Below are 14898 nucleotides of genomic sequence, written 5' to 3' on the forward strand. Positions count from 1 at the left end.
CTCCATTGAAGCTTCATTTTACTCTGCAGGTGGTGCGGTTCTGAGCACTTCTTCGAGCGTGGTCAGACCGGCAGCGATTTTCTGTGCCCCCGAGATGCGCAGCGGTTTCATACCTTCCCGGCTGGCTTGTTCGCGCAGTGTGGCGATACTGGTTTCAGGATTGACCAGCTTGCGCAATTCCGGCGACATCAGCAGGATTTCATAGATGCCGATTCGTCCCGAATAGCCGGTCATTCGGCATTCTAGGCACCCTTGCGGGTGTTGCAACTCCTTCGGGCGTGCAGCTTTCCACGGCGCGACCAGATGATCCCACAGCGCATCGTCGCCGCCCTGGAGCGGCTGCGGTTGTTTGCAATGCGGGCATAACGTGCGGACCAGACGCTGTGCCATGATGCCGAGCAAAGTGGCATTGATCAGATAGTAAGGAACCCCCAGATCAAGCAGACGGGTGATGGCTGAAGGCGCGTCGTTGGTGTGCAGGGTAGAGAGCACCAGATGGCCGGTCAGCGCGGCTTGAATCGCCATTTCCGCCGTTTCCAGATCGCGTATCTCACCCACCATGATGATGTCCGGATCCTGCCGCATCAGGGCGCGCACTCCCTCGGCGAAGCCCAGATCGATGCCTTGCTGCACCTGCATCTGGTTGAACGCGGGCTCCACCATTTCAATCGGATCTTCCAGTGTGCACACATTGACTTCCGGCGTTGCCAGTTGTTTCAGCGTCGAGTACAGGGTGGTAGTCTTGCCGGAACCGGTGGGTCCGGTAACCAGGATGATGCCGTTCGGCTGGGCAGTCATTTGAGTCCAGCGCACCCGGTCATCATCGGAAAAACCCAGTTCCGAAAAATCACGCACCAGCACTTCCGGATCAAAGATGCGCATCACCAGTTTTTCACCGAAGGCGGTGGGCAGGGTGGAAAGTCGCAGCTCGATTTCCTGCCCGTCTTCGGTGCGCGTCTTGACCCGCCCGTCTTGAGGGCGACGCTTCTCCATCAAGTCCATCCGCCCCAGCAATTTGATGCGGCTGGTCATCGCGGTGACCACCGACATGGGCAGTTGATGCACTTGATGCAGGATGCCGTCAATGCGGAAACGCACAATGCCGATCTCGCGCCTGGGTTCGATATGGATATCCGATGTGCGCTGGCTAAAGGCGTATTGCCACAGCCAATCCACGATATGCACGATATGCTGGTCGTTGGCATCGAACTGTTTGTTGGTTTTGCCCAGTTCGACCAGTTGTTCGAACGAGGCGAGGTTGGAGGCGTTGGGGACGATTTGGGTCGCGCTCTTCACCGAGCGCGCCAAATTGTAGAATTCGACCAGATAACGGTTGATGTCGGTCGGGGAAGAGATGACGCGACGGATATTTTTGCGCGAAGTATGTTGCAGTGTGCTTTCCCATCCGCGCAGGAAGGGTTCTGCGGTGGCGACCACCAGATCGTTGTCTTCAATGCGAATCGGCATGATGGCAAACCGGTTGGCATAATCAATCGACATCAGTTCGGTCAGATTGGAAAAATCAATCTTGAGCGGATCGATATGAAAATATTCCAGCTCAAATTTATTTGCCATCCATTCGGTCAGCTGGTCCAGCGTCAGTTTTCGATGGGGCGGGATTTGCGATTTCCAGCCCTGATCGGAGATGAGCACCAGCGGGTGCGTATCATCACGATGCAGGCGGCGTTCGGCGATGAGCGCTTCGGCATCGACTTGCGTGACCATGCCGTCGGCAACCAGCAGGCCGAGCAACTCGGCCAGTTTAAGTTTGTGATCTGCGGTTTTAGAGGTGGCCATATTGGGCTTCTCGGGTGACGGCAGGACGCTGTATCAAGATGAGGCGCATCTTATCAGGAATCCCCGGCAGCAGTCTTGCCCGGCAGGAAGACAGGTCGAGTTCAGCGCGGAAAAACCTGTTTGAACGGGCGCACAGCGACTTGCGCGTACACGCCCGCGCTGACGTACGGATCGGCGGCGGCCCACGCTTCGGCGGCGGCCAGCGATTCGAACTCGGCGACGATCAGGCTGCCGCTGAAACCGGCCAGGCCGGGGTCGGAGGCATCCACGGCGGGGAAGGGGCCGGCCAACACCAGACGTCCTTCATCCTGGAGGACATCGAGCCGCGCCAGATGGGCCGGGCGTGAGGTCCGGCGTTTTTGCAGGCTGTCGATCACGTCTTGTCCGAAGATGGCATACAACATGTCAGGATTCCCTTTTATCTTCTTCGACGTATTTCGCCAGCAGTGCCGCCTGCGCGAGGATGAACAGCAGCATGATGCCGGTGGCGCCGAACAGTTTGAAGTTCACCCAAGAATCGGTGCTGAAGTTATAGGCGACATACAGGTTGAGGATGCCGAGCAGGGCAAAGAATGCACTCCAGGACAGGTTCAAGCGGCGCCACACGAAATCGGGCAGCGTCATTTTCTCTTGCAACAGCGAGCGCATCAGATTCTTCTTAAGCACGATGGCGGCAAACAGCAACGCCGCGGCGAAGAACCAGTAGAGGATGGTCGGCTTCCACTTGATGAACATCTCGTCGTGCAGCAGCAGTGTCGCGCCACCGAACACGGTGATGATGCCCAGGCTCACCCACAGCATGGTATCGACCTTGCCATGGCGGTATTTTACCCAGCCGACCTGGACGATGGTGGCCACGATGGCCGTGGCCGTGGCGGCGAAGACGCCTGCGAGCTTGAAGACGATGAAAAAGAGAATGACGGGGAAGAGGTCGAACAGCAGTTTCATGTTTATTTCCGGTCCAGCGCGAGCGAAGTCGAATTGATGCAGAAGCGCAACCCGGTCGGCTCCGGACCGTCTTCGAATACGTGGCCAAGATGGGCGCCACAATTGGCGCAACAGACCTCGATCCGATCCAGACCGAGCGGGTCCTCGTCACGGTAGGCCACGGCCTCTTCGTCCAGCGGTTGCCAGAAACTCGGCCAACCGGTGCCGGACTCGTATTTGGTCTCGGAATCGAACAGCGGAGTACCGCAGCAGATGCAGCGATAGAGGCCGACCTCATGGCAATCCCAGTATTCGCCGGTGAAGGCCGGCTCGGTGCCGCACTTGCGGCAGATCTCGTACTGTTCCGGCGTCAGCTCATCGCGCCATTCGGCATCGGTTTTGTCCAGCGGGTCGTTCACAGCACTTCACCCGCATGGTCGGCCAGACGCGAGCGTTCGCCGCGTTGCAGGGTGACATGGCCACTGTGCGCCCAGCCCTTGAAGCGGTCCACCACGTAGGTCAGGCCGGAGCTGCCCTCGGTCAGGTAGGGTGTGTCGATCTGCGCGATGTTGCCCATGCACACCACCTTGGTGCCGGGACCGGCGCGCGTGATCAGGGTCTTCATCTGCTTCGGCGTCAGGTTCTGCGCCTCGTCGATGATGAGGAACTTGTTGAGAAAGGTGCGGCCGCGCATGAAGTTGAGCGACTTGATCTTGATGCGCGAACGGATCAGGTCGCGCGTCGCGGCACGCCCCCATTCGCCGCCTTCGTCCGCCGACTGGTTGAGTACGTCCAGATTGTCGTCCAGCGCGCCCATCCACGGCGACATTTTCTCCTCCTCGGTGCCGGGCAGGAAACCGATGTCCTCGCCCACCGAGACGGTGACGCGGGTCATGATGATTTCGGAATAGATTTTATGTTCCAGCACCTGCATCAGGCCGGCGGCCAGGGTCAGCAGCGTCTTGCCGGTACCCGCCTGTCCCAGCAGGGTGACGAAATCGATCTCCGGATTCATCAGCAGGTTGAGCACGAAGTTCTGCTCGCGGTTGCGTGCGGTGATGCCCCAGATCGCGTTCTTGCCATGGGCATAGTCGGTGACGGTGAGGAGGGTGGCGGTGTCGTCCGTTTGGGCTGCAACCACTGCATAGAAAGGTTTTTCCGCATCGTCCTGGTAAACGAATTCGTTCACCAGAAGCTCTTTGCACAGCGGTCCCTTGATCGTGTAGAAGGTCTGGCTACCCTGGCTGCCGGACTTCATGTCCTTGCCGTGCGATTCCCAGAAATCGGCGGGCAGTTCGCGCACGCCGGCATACAGCAGATCGGTGTCTTCCAGCACCTTGTCATTGAAGTAGTCCTGTGCCGACAGGCCGATCGCACGCGCCTTGATGCGCATGTTGATGTCTTTGCTGACCAGCGTGACCTGACGTTTTGCCTGTTGTTTGTGCAGATGCGCGACCACCGCGAGAATGGCGTTGTCCGCCTTGCCGTTGGCGAGATTTTGCGGCAAGTCGTGGGTGATGAACTCGGTCTGCAGGAACAGCCGGCCTGTCGCGTTCTTATTGCCCAGCGCATTCAGCGGGACGCCCGCATGGATGCTGTCTTCTGATTCGCTGACCAGATTGTCGAGGAAACGGCTGGCCTGGCGCGCATTGCGCGCCACTTCCGTCATGCCTTTCTTGTTGTTATCCAGCTCTTCCAGCACGAACATCGGCAGATAGACATCGTGTTCCTCGAAACGGAACAGGCTGGTCGGGTCATGCATCAGCACATTGGTGTCCAGCACGAACAGTTTGGTGTCCGGTGTTGCTTTGCGTGCGTTCATGTTTTCCCTTTAGAGCGTTTGAACAAAGGCGAGTACTTCTTCAGCGTGGCCGTCCGCCTTGAGGCCGCGCCATTCCTTGCGAATGATCCCCTTTTTGTCAAGCACGAACGTGCTGCGCTCGATGCCGCGCACCTGCTTGCCGTACATCATTTTCTGCTTCATCACGCCGAACAGATTGCACACTGTTTCGTCGGCATCGGACAGCAGGGAGAACGGCAGGGTGAATTTGGCTTTGAAGCCCTCATGCGACTTGATGCTGTCGCGTGAGATGCCGACGATGTCGCTGCCGGCCTGCCGGAATTCCGCATACAGGTCGCGGAACTGCTGGGCTTCTGTGGTACAGCCCGGGGTGTTGTCCTTGGGATAGAAGTAGATCACCAGGGATTTGCTGCGAATGGGGTAGAGCGTGAACTCGACGCCGCCGGTGGCGGGCAGGGTGAAATCGGCGACTGCTTGGTTTGGCATTAAAGGCTCCGGTGAATGGTCGGCATTGTTGTCAAAAAACGGGGCAAAGGCAAGCAAGCCTTTTGTCCGGTTAATTTTAGGGGAAGCCAGGCTTGAAAATGCGCCGTGTGTCCCCATTTCCAACGCAGTTAAACAATTCCGTCAAGGAGTCATCATGCGTTTCGACAAGTTCACCACCAAGCTGCAGCAAGCCCTGTCCGATGCCCAAAGTCTGGCCGTGGGCAGTGACAACCAATTCATCGAGCCGCAGCACCTGCTGCTGGCTTTGCTCAACGATGCCGACAGCGGCGCAGGCTCGTTGCTGGCACGTGCGGGCGGCAACACCAATGCGCTGAAGACCGCGCTGACCGATGCCGTATCCCGCTTGCCCAAAGTGGAAGGGCATGGCGGTGAAGTGCAGGTGGGGCGCGACCTCACAAACTTGCTTAACCTCACCGACAAAGAAGCGCAGAAGCGCGGTGACCAGTTCATCGCTTCAGAGATGTTCCTGTTGGCACTGACCAGCGACAAAGGCGAATGCGGTCGCTTGCTCAAGCAGCACGGCGTGGTGCGTGCGCCGCTGGAAACGGCGATTGCTGCCGTGCGCGGTGGCGAGTCGGTGGGTTCGCAAGAGGCGGAGGGCCAGCGCGAGTCGCTGAAGAAATACTGTGTCGATCTGACCGAGCGCGCGCGTTCCGGCAAGCTCGATCCGGTCATCGGCCGTGACGACGAGATTCGTCGTGCCATCCAGGTGCTGCAACGCCGCACCAAGAACAACCCCGTGCTCATCGGCGAACCCGGCGTGGGCAAGACCGCCATCGTCGAAGGGCTGGCGCAACGCATCATCAACGGCGAAGTACCCGACTCACTCAGAGGCAAAAAAGTGTTGTCGCTGGATATGGCCGCACTGATCGCGGGTGCAAAGTATCGCGGTGAATTCGAGGAGCGTCTGAAAGCCGTGCTGAAAGAGCTGGCGCAGGACGAAGGCAACAACATCGTGTTCATCGACGAACTGCACACCATGGTGGGCGCAGGCAAGGCGGATGGCGCGATGGATGCGGGCAATATGCTCAAGCCGGCACTGGCACGCGGCGAACTGCACTGCGTGGGCGCGACCACGCTGGACGAATACCGCAAGTACATCGAGAAAGATGCCGCGCTGGAACGCCGTTTCCAGAAAGTGCTGGTGGATGAGCCTAGCGTGGAATCCACCATCGCCATCCTGCGCGGCTTGAAGGAAAAGTATGAAGTGCACCACGGCGTCGAGATCACCGATCCCGCCATCGTCGCGGCGGCGGAGCTTTCGCACCGCTACATCACCGACCGCTTTCTGCCGGACAAGGCCATCGACCTCATCGACGAGGCCGCCTCGCGCATGAAGATGGAAATCGACTCCAAGCCCGAGGTGATGGACAAGCTCGAACGCCGTTTGATCCAGTTGAAGATCGAGCGCGAAGCGGTGAAGAAAGAAAAAGACGAAGCATCGAAGAAGCGTTTCGAGTTGATTGAAGTCGAGATCAAGAAACTCGAACGCGAATATGCCGACCTCGAAGAAGTGTGGAAAGCGGAGAAGGGCGCGGCCCATGGTGCTGCCACAGTGAAGGAAGAAATCGAGGCGATGCGCGCCGAGATCGTGCGTCTGCAACGCGAAGGAAAATTGGAGAAAGTGGCCGAGCTGCAATATGGCAAGTTGCCGCAGCTCGAAGCGACGATGAAACAAGCCGCACAGCGCGAAGCCGAAGGGGGTGCAAGCAAGAACAAACTGCTGCGCACCCAAGTCGGCGCGGAGGAGATCGCCGAAGTGGTGAGCCGTGCCACCGGCATCCCCGTGAGCAAGATGATGACGGGCGAGCGCGACAAGCTGCTCAAGATGGAAGAGAAACTGCACGAGCGCGTGGTGGGGCAGGACGAGGCCGTGCGCTTGGTGTCCGACGCCATCCGCCGTTCGCGTTCAGGTCTGTCCGATCCGAACCGTCCCTATGGTTCGTTCCTGTTCCTGGGCCCCACTGGTGTGGGCAAGACCGAGCTGTGCAAAGCACTGGCGGGTTTCATGTTCGATTCGGAAGACCATCTCATCCGCATCGACATGAGCGAGTACATGGAGAAGCATTCGGTCGCGCGCCTGATCGGCGCACCGCCCGGCTATGTCGGCTATGAAGAAGGCGGCGGGCTTACAGAGGCAGTGCGCCGCAAACCTTACAGCGTCATCCTGCTGGACGAAGTGGAGAAAGCGCACCCGGATGTGTTCAATGTGCTGCTGCAAGCGCTGGACGACGGACGCATGACCGACGGCCAGGGCCGCACCGTGGACTTCAAGAACACCGTGATCGTGATGACGTCAAATCTGGGTTCGCAGATGATCCAGCAGATGAGCGGCGACGATTACCAGGTGGTGAAGCTGGCCGTGATGGGCGAGGTGAAGAGCTATTTCCGCCCAGAATTCATCAACCGTATCGACGAGGTGGTGGTGTTCCACGCGCTGGACGAGAAGAACATCAAGTCCATCGCGCGCATCCAGTTGCAGTATCTGGAAAAACGCCTCGCCGCGATGGAGATGAAACTGGAGATCACGGAAGCCGCGCTGTCCGAGATCGCCAACGCGGGCTTTGATCCGGTCTATGGCGCGCGTCCGTTGAAACGGGCGATCCAGGCGCAACTGGAAAACCCGCTGGCGAAGGCCATCCTGGAAGGACAGTTCGCGGCGAAAGACACCATCAAGGTGGACTGCAAGGGCGGTGTCATGAAGTTCGGCAAGGCATAAGCCGCGACAGATCCGACGGCGCGGGGAAGCGGAAATGAAGAGAGCCCGGCTGGCCGGGCTCTCTTCATTGCAACGCTCGAAAGAACATTCGCGCTACTGGAGACTCAATGTGCCATGCCGGGCGTGATCAACGGCTGCGCCTCGTGACTGTGTTTCTTTTCGTGTTTGGCCATTCGTTTTTCTTTCAGCGTCATCATCGGTTTCTTTTTGCTGTCTTTGTGGACGTTGTGTGACTTGGGCATGATCAAACTCCTTATCGTGATTAAGGGAAGAACTGCAATTTCATGCTACGCCGACCGCACTGTATTGTCAGGACATTGTTTGGGCGGATTGCGCACGGGGAGGGAAACCGCGCGGGCGCGCAATTGCCCGCATGCGCCCTCGATCTCCTGTCCTGCCGAATCGCGCACGCGGGCGAGGATGCCGTGTTGATGCAGTGTTCCCACCATGCGGGCGATGCGCGCGGCGGAGGGGCTGCGATAGGGAAGATCGGCCGCCGGATTGAAGGGAATGAAATTCAGGATGGCGTATTTTCCGGAGAGCAGTTCTGCGATACGCGCAAGCTCGGCATCGTTGTCGTTCACGCCCTCGATCAACGTCCATTGATATTGCACCGGATAGCCGCTGGCGCGGGCATAGGCTTCGCATCGCTCCACCAGTTCTTCGACGCCAATCTGCGGCGCCTGCGGCAGCAACTGCGCGCGGAGTGCGATATCCGTGGTGTGCAGCGAAAGCGCAAGTGCGGGTTTCACTTTTTCCAGCGGCAGACGGGCAAATACGCGCAGGTCGCCAACCGTGGAAAGCACCAGATTCTTGTGCCCGATATTGCCGTGCGTGCCCAGTAATTCAATCGCTTCAAGCACGTTGTCCAGATTGTGGGCCGGTTCGCCCATGCCCATGAACACCACCTTGCGCACGGTGCGGCGTTTGCGTGCAAGCACCACCTGCGCCACGATCTCCGCGCTGCCGAGCTGGCGCAGCAGGCCGGCGTGTCCGCTCATGCAGAATACACAACCCACGGCGCAGCCCACCTGGGTCGAGATGCACAGGCCGCCGCGCGGCAGCAGCACGCTTTCCACCATCTGGCCGTCGCCGAGTTCTACCAGCAGCCGGGCGACTTCATCATCGGCGCGATATTCGCCGTGTAGCCGCGCCAGCCTTTCCAGTTCCGACTCAATGGCGGGCAACGCATCGCGCATCGCGGCGGGGAAGAAGGTCGCGGCCGGGCTGCCCTTGACGTCATACGGGCGCACCTGGCTCCAGCCGCGCAGCAGACGGTCTGCATGGCAGGGCTTGGCGCCGAGATCGTGCAGCTGTTGGCGGAGATGGGAGAGGCGCAGCGGGGTGAGAGAATCAAACATAAACAATTGGGAGGAAAGTCCAGGGAGCCGCCCGCAGTATATTCATTCGGAATAAAGCGGAGCGTCCCTTTGCTGCCGTCACGAATTACTGTTTGGTCGGTTTGGCGAAGCTGATGACTTGGGTATTGGGTTGTTCTCCGTCATTGTAATAGGGTTTTGCCGGGTCAAAGCCGAGCACCTCGGCCAATTCTTTTTCCCGCTCCGAGATCAAGGCAAAACAATCCCGGATATCCTGGATGGTGGCATTCGACAGCGGATTGGGACGTCCACCGAGCGGGGTGGCGTCCTTGACGACATTGCCCAACGTCTTGCGCATCTGGCGCAGGATGCGCTGTTCCTTGTTCAATTCTGTGGTGTCCATGGCAAATGTCCGGGTTAGATTGGAGAGAACGACTCTACTGGAATTAACGCGGTCTTGCCAGCGCACGCGCGATTCCCGCGCAGTGGAATCAAGATAAATCGCAAATACCGCGCGGCATATCACCGTGCCTGCAGACGGATACGCTAAACTTGCCTCATGCAGATCAAATTCATTCCTCCTCCCTCCGCACAATCCACCGGTTTGCCGGGCAAGGTGCTGGCGTTCGTCGCAACCGGGGTGTTGGCGGTTGCGGCACTGATGTTCTCGGCGGTGTTGCTGGCGGTCATCCTGGTCGTCGGCACCCTCGGTTTTGCGTATCTATGGTGGAAGACGCGCGCGGTGCGCAGGCAGTTGCGCGAGATGCAGGAACTCGCGCGCAATGCGCAGGCGCAGGCCGGGGCGTCGCGCGGCGGGGCCTTCGAAGGCGAGGTCATCGAGGGCGAGGTGGTGCGCGTGCACGAGACCGACGTCCGCGTCGAGCGTTGAAGCCATGTGGCTGCAAAGGGAGATATGCCTGCAACCGAGGCCGCGCGGCTTCCACCTCGTCACCGACGAGTTGTTGCGCGAGCTGCCGGAGCTGCGCGATTTCAGGGTGGGGATGATGAATCTGTTCATCCGGCATACCTCGGCAGCGCTGACGCTGAACGAGAATGCCGACCCGACGGTGCGGCAGGATTTCGAGGGCTGGTTCGACCGCGCGGTGCGCGAAGACGAGCCTTACTACCGCCATCAGGACGAGGGCGCGGACGACCTGCCCGCGCACCTCAAGTCCAGCCTGCTGGGCGCGAGCCTGAACATCCCGATCCGGAATGGACGCCTTGCATTGGGCACCTGGCAGGGCATCTGGCTCTGCGAACACCGTAACCACGGTGGCAGTCGCTGCATCGTGGCAACCCTGCAGGGTGAATGAGATGGGCGCAACCGAGAAGACCTTGCATCTGGTGGTACACGGCCGTGTGCAGGGAGTGTGCTACCGCGATTCGATGCGGCGCGAGGCGGTGCGACTGGGCGTCAACGGCTGGGTGCGAAATCGCTGCGACGGCACGGTGGAGGCGCTGGCGCAGGGCGAAGCCGATGCGGTGGATGCGCTGATTCTCTGGGCACGGCGGGGACCGCAACTGGCGACGGTGACGCGCGTGGAATTGCGACCGGGCAACGGCAATTATGCGGTCTTTGAAATCAGGGAGTCGGTATGAATTCGGCTGCGCCGCCCGATGCCTTGTTGTTCATTACGCCGGACTGTCCGCATTGCGCGACGGTGAAGTGCCTGTCAGTGACAACAACCTCCAGGGCTGGAACACGCTGGCAAGACTGCTGGTTATCAGAGTGCCGTGATACATTGGCAAGGCAAGAACCGGATGGCCGGTCTGATTCGGCAATGCTCGACGAGGAGAGAAGGACATGGACAGTTCCAATACCCAGCCCACCCCCAAACAAAAACTGACCCCCAGCGCCATCGCCCGCTACCTTGACCAGTATGTCATCGGACAGGATGCGGCCAAGAAGATCCTTTCCGTGGCCGTGTATTCGCATTACCGGAAACTCGGCAAGCCGCGGTCGAATGCCGTCGAGGCCGCCAAGAGCAATATTCTGCTGATTGGTCCGACCGGAACCGGCAAGACGCTGCTGTGCGAGACGCTTTCGAGAATCCTGCAAGTGCCGTTCGTCACCGCCAACGCCACTTCGCTGGCACAGTCCAAGTATGTCAACGAGGAAATTGAGGCATTGCTGCTGCGCCTTCTGGAAAAAGCAGGGGGAGACAGGGTCAGCGCCCAGCACGGCATCGTTTTTATCGACGAGGTCGACAAGCTGAAATCAACCGAAGGCGAGCAGAGTGGCGCGTCTGGAGAACGGGTGCAGCACGCCCTGCTGAAAATCATGGAAGGCACGCCGGTCAGGCTTGGCGGAACGCAAACGCTCGACACGACCAATATCCTTTTCATTTGCGCGGGGGCATTCGTGGGGCTGGAGAACATCGCGCTCTCAACCCATTCCTTTGGTTTCATTTCACTCGATGGCGGTGGCGGTAACGACAATCAAATCATTCTTGACAGGCTGAATTCGCGCGTGAAACCCACTGACCTGTTCACATACGGGCTGATTCCTGAATTTGCCGGGCGTTTGCCCATCGTGGCAAGTCTGCAGAACCTGCCCAAGGAGTTGTTGGTGAAGATCATGGTGGAGCCGCGCAATTCGATCTACAACCAGTTCCGCGAGAGACTCAAGGACGAGGGGGTCGAGCTGGAGATCGAGCATGCGGCTTTTCAGCAGATTGCCGAACTGGCGCCCGAGTACAAGGTCGGTGCCCGCAGTCTGCGCGGGATATTCGAAGAAATTTTTACCCCGGTGCTGTTTCAGATTCCGGATTGCCCGGAGGTACGCAAGGTGATCATCAAATCACTGTTTGAAGAGCCGAGTCTGATCACTGCCGGCTAGTGTAGTGTTGCACGCTATCTGGAACTTATGCCAAGGTGCGGGAAGCCCTTGTGGGTCGGGTTTTAACCCGACATGTCGGACTGAAGTCCGACCCACAAAGGTTCGCAATAAGTATCGTTAAGAGTGCAGCACTACACTAGAGTCGATCAGATCATCAAGGCGGAATGGCTGATGGAACGGATCTTGCAGAAGCGTTCTCCCGCCTGGATACCACGGTCAAGTTTAACGATCCTTCGTTTTGCAGTCATACATCGCCTGATCGGCTGCCGCGATCAGGGTCGATGAAGTGCTGCCATCCTGCGGAAAGCGGCTGTAGCCGATGCTGCCGCCGGAGTGCAGTTCGATATCCAGGTAGGGGATGGGCGCCGCCAGGGCGCTCTGCACCTTGTGTATCATCTGTTCGATCTGCATGTCGTCCCATGTCCCTTCGAACAGGACGACGAACTCGTCGCCGCCGAGGCGCGCGGCGGTGTCGGATTCGCGCAGCAGGCTGCGCAGGCGTTGCGCAACGGCCTGCAATACCGCATCGCCTGCTCCGTGTCCGTGCGTGTCGTTGATGACCTTGAAATCGTCCAGATCGATGTACAGCAACAGCAATTGCTCGTTCTGTCGTTTGGCACGCGCCAGCGCATGCTCCAGCCGGTCGAGGAACATGCGCCGGTTGGGCAGGCTGGTCAGGCTGTCGTGGCTGGCTAGATGGTTGAGCTTCTCCTGCTGCACCTGCAGGTATTCGATCTGCTGCTGGATCTGTTGCTCCATCTGCAGGATGCTGAGCGCCAGATCGCCAATCTCATCCTTTCTTGCCACGGGCAGTTCACCGATTTTACCCTCCTCCGAAAAGCGTCTGATCTCTGCCACGATGCGATACAGGGGGCGATTGAAGTGGCGCGCCAGAAAGATGGCAAGCAAAATCGTCAGCGCGCTGAAGCTCAACACGATACCCAGCATGATCGAGGCGAGCTGTCTGCTTTCTGTTAAGACACTCGCCAACGGTTGTGACAGACCGAGGAAGAACAGGTCGTTTTCTTCCATGCCCGGAATGGCTCTGGAGACGAAGGCGGCGATCAGCGGTTTGGCATCGGACGGACGGTTGGCCGTGACGAGATGCACTGCTGTATTCCTGCTGCCGTTGTTCAGCAAGCCCGCCAAGGCGGGGAACTCATCCTGCGCGCGCGCGCGCTGCCCCCGTTCGAACGCGAAACTGCGCGAGGGATTTGGATGGATCAGGTAGTCGCCCCTGCCGTTTGCCAGATACAGATACACCGCGGGTGGCAGGTCGGCGGCCAGTTGCGCGAACAGGCCTTGCAGGTCCACGTTGATCACGATCAGGCCGATGGCGCGCTGCCGCGCATCATGGATGGGTGCGGCGACCTGCAGGGCGGGCCGGCCCTCGCCCGCGTGTGCACCCGTCTCGCGGTTGATCGTGGCGCGCGAGACATGGACGCTGCCGGGCGGTAGAGAGAGTGTCTCGAACACATAGGGGTAGTGGCCCTTCTCCTGCAGGTCGTCACCGCGGATGTGTAGCAGGCCATCCTTGGCGCGGTCGACGCGGATGCGTTCCATGCCATGATGGTCGGCCTCGATCAGGCGGATCTGGAAATATTGCGGATGCACCGCCATCAAGCCCTCGAATAGCTTGGCGACGTTTTCTTCGCTGAATGCCTGAAAACCGGGGATGCCGCGTTGCAGGATGCGTGCTGCCTGCGGATGTTGTGCCATCAGCCGGGCATCCGCTTTTACGTCACGCAGGGCGACCGTCACCTGTCGCATCAATACCTGGGTCGCAGTCAGCAGACGTTCTTCTGACGATTGCAGGAGTTGGCTGCGACTGGCCTGATAGGCAAAGTATCCGGTCAGGCCGGTGCCCAGCAGGCCGACCATGACCAGCACCAGACCGAGCTGCCAGGCGATGGGGAATCTCATGGCGCCAGTACCCGTGACAGGCGGTCGCCGGAGCGGATCCGTTCCCACAGCCTTTCGCGCCGCTCGGTGTCCTCGGGCGGTTGCAGCCACAAGGGGGTGTTGTTGGCCCGGTCGTTGCGGTCATCTTCCAGGGTGTTGGACAGCCCCTGCCGCTCGACCAGATAACGGCTGGCCTGCGGGTCGAGCAGATGGTCGATCCAGGCATGCGCCAGCGCCGGGTCGCGCGCATCGCGCGTAATGCTCCAGCAATCCAGCCAGGCCAGTGCCCTTTCCCGTGGCAGCACGTAACCGATATCGGCGCCCGCCTGCCTGAGCAGCCGCACCTGCTGCATGCCGTAGTTGGCGAACATCAGCGCGGCGCCGTGACGCATGAACAGACTAACCGATTCTTCCGGCTGGTTGTAGAAGCCGAGCACATTGCGCCGCAAGGCGATCAGGCGTTCGGCGGCGCGTGGGAGGTCACTGGGCGCGATACGGAAGGGGGTGGCGAGCCGCAGCGATTGTGCGGCCAGCGAGAAATTGTGCGTGCCGCCGTCGTAGGCGATGACCTTGCCGCGATAGCGTTCGTCCCACAGCGCGTTTATGGAGTCGGGAGGCGTGCGGAACTGCTTGCGGTCATAGATCAAACCCATCTGCGAATAGGTGTAGGGGATGGCGTAGGCATCGTCGCCTCGCATCAGGCCGGGGATGGCGGCAAGGTCGCGGAAGCGGGCGAGCTGGTTGCGCGTGTTCGGGATCTGCTCCGGGTGCAGCGCCTGGACCAGACCGGCGACGATGTAGCGCTGCAGTTCGGCGGTGTTGGCGGCGAACACGTCGTAGTCGTGCGCGCTGACCTTCTCCCACAAGGTCACGTCTGACGTGACGACGGTCAGCTCGACCTTCACCCGGTGCTCAAGCGCGAAACTGCGCACCACTTCCGGCTCCGCATACCCCGGCCAGGCCAGCACGCGCAGCACCGGCTGCGCTGCCCAGGCCGGCGCCGCTGCAAGCAGGAGCAGCACCAGCGCACACAGGGGGATGACGCGGCAGGCAGAGCGAAAACGTTGGACGGAGAACATGCGGCGGA

The 14898-nt window shown here is 59.8% G+C and carries 16 protein-coding genes; 5 read left to right on the forward strand and 11 right to left on the reverse strand.

Annotation, left to right across the window (positions count from 1 at the left end):
* Nucleotides 1-18 precede the first annotated feature (18 nt).
* From ACKTSJ_RS05245 to ACKTSJ_RS05270, 6 genes are all read right to left on the reverse strand, one after another.
* Nucleotides 19-1797, reverse strand: coding sequence for a GspE/PulE family protein (locus ACKTSJ_RS05245; RefSeq protein ID WP_407898085.1), 1779 nt, complete (start codon nt 1795-1797; stop codon nt 19-21).
* Between the two features lie 101 nt (nt 1798-1898).
* Complete coding sequence (locus ACKTSJ_RS05250; RefSeq protein WP_407898087.1) at nt 1899-2201, reverse strand: YciI family protein; 303 nt, start codon at nt 2199-2201, stop codon at nt 1899-1901.
* A 1-nt stretch (nt 2202) separates the two neighbouring features.
* Nucleotides 2203-2745, reverse strand: a complete 543-nt coding sequence (locus tag ACKTSJ_RS05255) for a septation protein A (RefSeq protein ID WP_407898089.1) — start codon at nt 2743-2745, stop codon at nt 2203-2205.
* 2 nt (nt 2746-2747) lie between these two features.
* Nucleotides 2748-3143: a peptide-methionine (R)-S-oxide reductase MsrB gene (gene msrB, locus ACKTSJ_RS05260; protein WP_407898091.1), complete on the reverse strand. Its 396-nt coding sequence runs from the start codon at nt 3141-3143 to the stop codon at nt 2748-2750.
* Nucleotides 3140-4546: a PhoH family protein gene (locus tag ACKTSJ_RS05265; protein ID WP_407898093.1), complete on the reverse strand. Its 1407-nt coding sequence runs from the start codon at nt 4544-4546 to the stop codon at nt 3140-3142. The genes msrB and ACKTSJ_RS05265 overlap by 4 nt, the downstream gene beginning before the upstream one ends.
* Nucleotides 4547-4555: 9 nt before the next feature.
* The gene (locus ACKTSJ_RS05270) at nt 4556-5011 is read right to left on the reverse strand and encodes a peroxiredoxin (RefSeq protein ID WP_407898094.1); all 456 of its coding nucleotides are present in this window, start codon (nt 5009-5011) and stop codon (nt 4556-4558) included.
* A 154-nt stretch (nt 5012-5165) separates the two neighbouring features.
* Here ACKTSJ_RS05270 and clpB point away from each other — a divergent pair, with 154 nt between their 5' ends.
* On the forward strand, nt 5166-7751 hold the full coding sequence (gene clpB / locus ACKTSJ_RS05275) for an ATP-dependent chaperone ClpB (protein WP_407898096.1): 2586 nt from the start codon (nt 5166-5168) through the stop codon (nt 7749-7751).
* Nucleotides 7752-7855: 104 nt separating this feature from the next.
* On the opposite strand, the gene ACKTSJ_RS05280 is transcribed toward clpB, so the two are convergent.
* The 3 genes from ACKTSJ_RS05280 to ACKTSJ_RS05290 all read right to left on the reverse strand — a co-directional run bounded on the left by ACKTSJ_RS05280 (nt 7856) and on the right by ACKTSJ_RS05290 (nt 9473).
* Complete coding sequence (locus ACKTSJ_RS05280) at nt 7856-7993, reverse strand: hypothetical protein (RefSeq protein WP_407898098.1); 138 nt, start codon at nt 7991-7993, stop codon at nt 7856-7858.
* 45 nt (nt 7994-8038) lie between these two features.
* Nucleotides 8039-9091: an RNA methyltransferase gene (locus ACKTSJ_RS05285; protein ID WP_407898208.1), complete on the reverse strand. Its 1053-nt coding sequence runs from the start codon at nt 9089-9091 to the stop codon at nt 8039-8041.
* Between the two features lie 106 nt (nt 9092-9197).
* Nucleotides 9198-9473, reverse strand: a complete 276-nt coding sequence (locus tag ACKTSJ_RS05290; RefSeq protein ID WP_407898100.1) for a segregation and condensation protein A — start codon at nt 9471-9473, stop codon at nt 9198-9200.
* Nucleotides 9474-9629: 156 nt separating this feature from the next.
* Between ACKTSJ_RS05290 and ACKTSJ_RS05295 the strand changes: the two genes are divergently transcribed.
* From ACKTSJ_RS05295 to ACKTSJ_RS05310, 4 genes are all read left to right on the forward strand, one after another.
* Nucleotides 9630-9959 carry a hypothetical protein gene (locus tag ACKTSJ_RS05295; protein ID WP_407898101.1) on the forward strand — a complete coding sequence of 110 codons (330 nt, stop codon included), beginning with the start codon at nt 9630-9632 and terminating at the stop codon, nt 9957-9959.
* Between the two features lie 4 nt (nt 9960-9963).
* Entirely contained in the window at nt 9964-10383 is a 420-nt protein-coding gene (locus tag ACKTSJ_RS05300) for a secondary thiamine-phosphate synthase enzyme YjbQ (RefSeq protein WP_407898103.1), read from the forward strand.
* A 1-nt stretch (nt 10384) separates the two neighbouring features.
* On the forward strand, nt 10385-10669 hold the full coding sequence (locus tag ACKTSJ_RS05305) for an acylphosphatase (protein ID WP_407898105.1): 285 nt from the start codon (nt 10385-10387) through the stop codon (nt 10667-10669).
* A gap of 205 nt (nt 10670-10874) precedes the next feature.
* Nucleotides 10875-11909: an AAA family ATPase gene (locus ACKTSJ_RS05310; protein ID WP_407898107.1), complete on the forward strand. Its 1035-nt coding sequence runs from the start codon at nt 10875-10877 to the stop codon at nt 11907-11909.
* A gap of 222 nt (nt 11910-12131) precedes the next feature.
* Here ACKTSJ_RS05310 and ACKTSJ_RS05315 read toward each other — a convergent pair whose 3' ends face one another.
* The gene (locus tag ACKTSJ_RS05315) at nt 12132-13832 is read right to left on the reverse strand and encodes a diguanylate cyclase domain-containing protein (protein ID WP_407898108.1); all 1701 of its coding nucleotides are present in this window, start codon (nt 13830-13832) and stop codon (nt 12132-12134) included.
* A complete protein-coding gene (locus tag ACKTSJ_RS05320) occupies nt 13829-14890 on the reverse strand; it encodes an extracellular solute-binding protein (protein WP_407898110.1) in 1062 nt (353 codons plus the stop codon). Before ACKTSJ_RS05320 ends, ACKTSJ_RS05315 begins: the two co-directional genes overlap by 4 nt.
* Between the last annotated feature and the right edge of the window lie 8 nt (nt 14891-14898).

The sequence above is a fragment of the Ferrigenium sp. UT5 genome (genome assembly GCF_045866295.1).
In the GTDB taxonomy this organism is placed as follows: domain Bacteria; phylum Pseudomonadota; class Gammaproteobacteria; order Burkholderiales; family Gallionellaceae; genus Sideroxyarcus.

What these genes read in the sequence shown, in the direction of transcription:
- ACKTSJ_RS05310 (WP_407898107.1), top strand. Translation starts at nt 10,875, where the DNA reads ATGGACAGTTCCAATACCCAGCCCACCCCCAAACAAAAACTGACCCCC.
- ACKTSJ_RS05300 (WP_407898103.1), top strand. Translation starts at nt 9,964, where the DNA reads ATGTGGCTGCAAAGGGAGATATGCCTGCAACCGAGGCCGCGCGGCTTC.
- clpB (WP_407898096.1), top strand. Translation starts at nt 5,166, where the DNA reads ATGCGTTTCGACAAGTTCACCACCAAGCTGCAGCAAGCCCTGTCCGAT.
- ACKTSJ_RS05315 (WP_407898108.1), bottom strand. Translation starts at nt 13,832, where the DNA reads ATGAGATTCCCCATCGCCTGGCAGCTCGGTCTGGTGCTGGTCATGGTC.
- ACKTSJ_RS05290 (WP_407898100.1), bottom strand. Translation starts at nt 9,473, where the DNA reads ATGGACACCACAGAATTGAACAAGGAACAGCGCATCCTGCGCCAGATG.
- ACKTSJ_RS05255 (WP_407898089.1), bottom strand. Translation starts at nt 2,745, where the DNA reads ATGAAACTGCTGTTCGACCTCTTCCCCGTCATTCTCTTTTTCATCGTC.
- ACKTSJ_RS05320 (WP_407898110.1), bottom strand. Translation starts at nt 14,890, where the DNA reads ATGTTCTCCGTCCAACGTTTTCGCTCTGCCTGCCGCGTCATCCCCCTG.
- ACKTSJ_RS05305 (WP_407898105.1), top strand. Translation starts at nt 10,385, where the DNA reads ATGGGCGCAACCGAGAAGACCTTGCATCTGGTGGTACACGGCCGTGTG.
- ACKTSJ_RS05280 (WP_407898098.1), bottom strand. Translation starts at nt 7,993, where the DNA reads ATGCCCAAGTCACACAACGTCCACAAAGACAGCAAAAAGAAACCGATG.
- ACKTSJ_RS05270 (WP_407898094.1), bottom strand. Translation starts at nt 5,011, where the DNA reads ATGCCAAACCAAGCAGTCGCCGATTTCACCCTGCCCGCCACCGGCGGC.
- ACKTSJ_RS05250 (WP_407898087.1), bottom strand. Translation starts at nt 2,201, where the DNA reads ATGTTGTATGCCATCTTCGGACAAGACGTGATCGACAGCCTGCAAAAA.
- ACKTSJ_RS05265 (WP_407898093.1), bottom strand. Translation starts at nt 4,546, where the DNA reads ATGAACGCACGCAAAGCAACACCGGACACCAAACTGTTCGTGCTGGAC.
- ACKTSJ_RS05245 (WP_407898085.1), bottom strand. Translation starts at nt 1,797, where the DNA reads ATGGCCACCTCTAAAACCGCAGATCACAAACTTAAACTGGCCGAGTTG.
- ACKTSJ_RS05295 (WP_407898101.1), top strand. Translation starts at nt 9,630, where the DNA reads ATGCAGATCAAATTCATTCCTCCTCCCTCCGCACAATCCACCGGTTTG.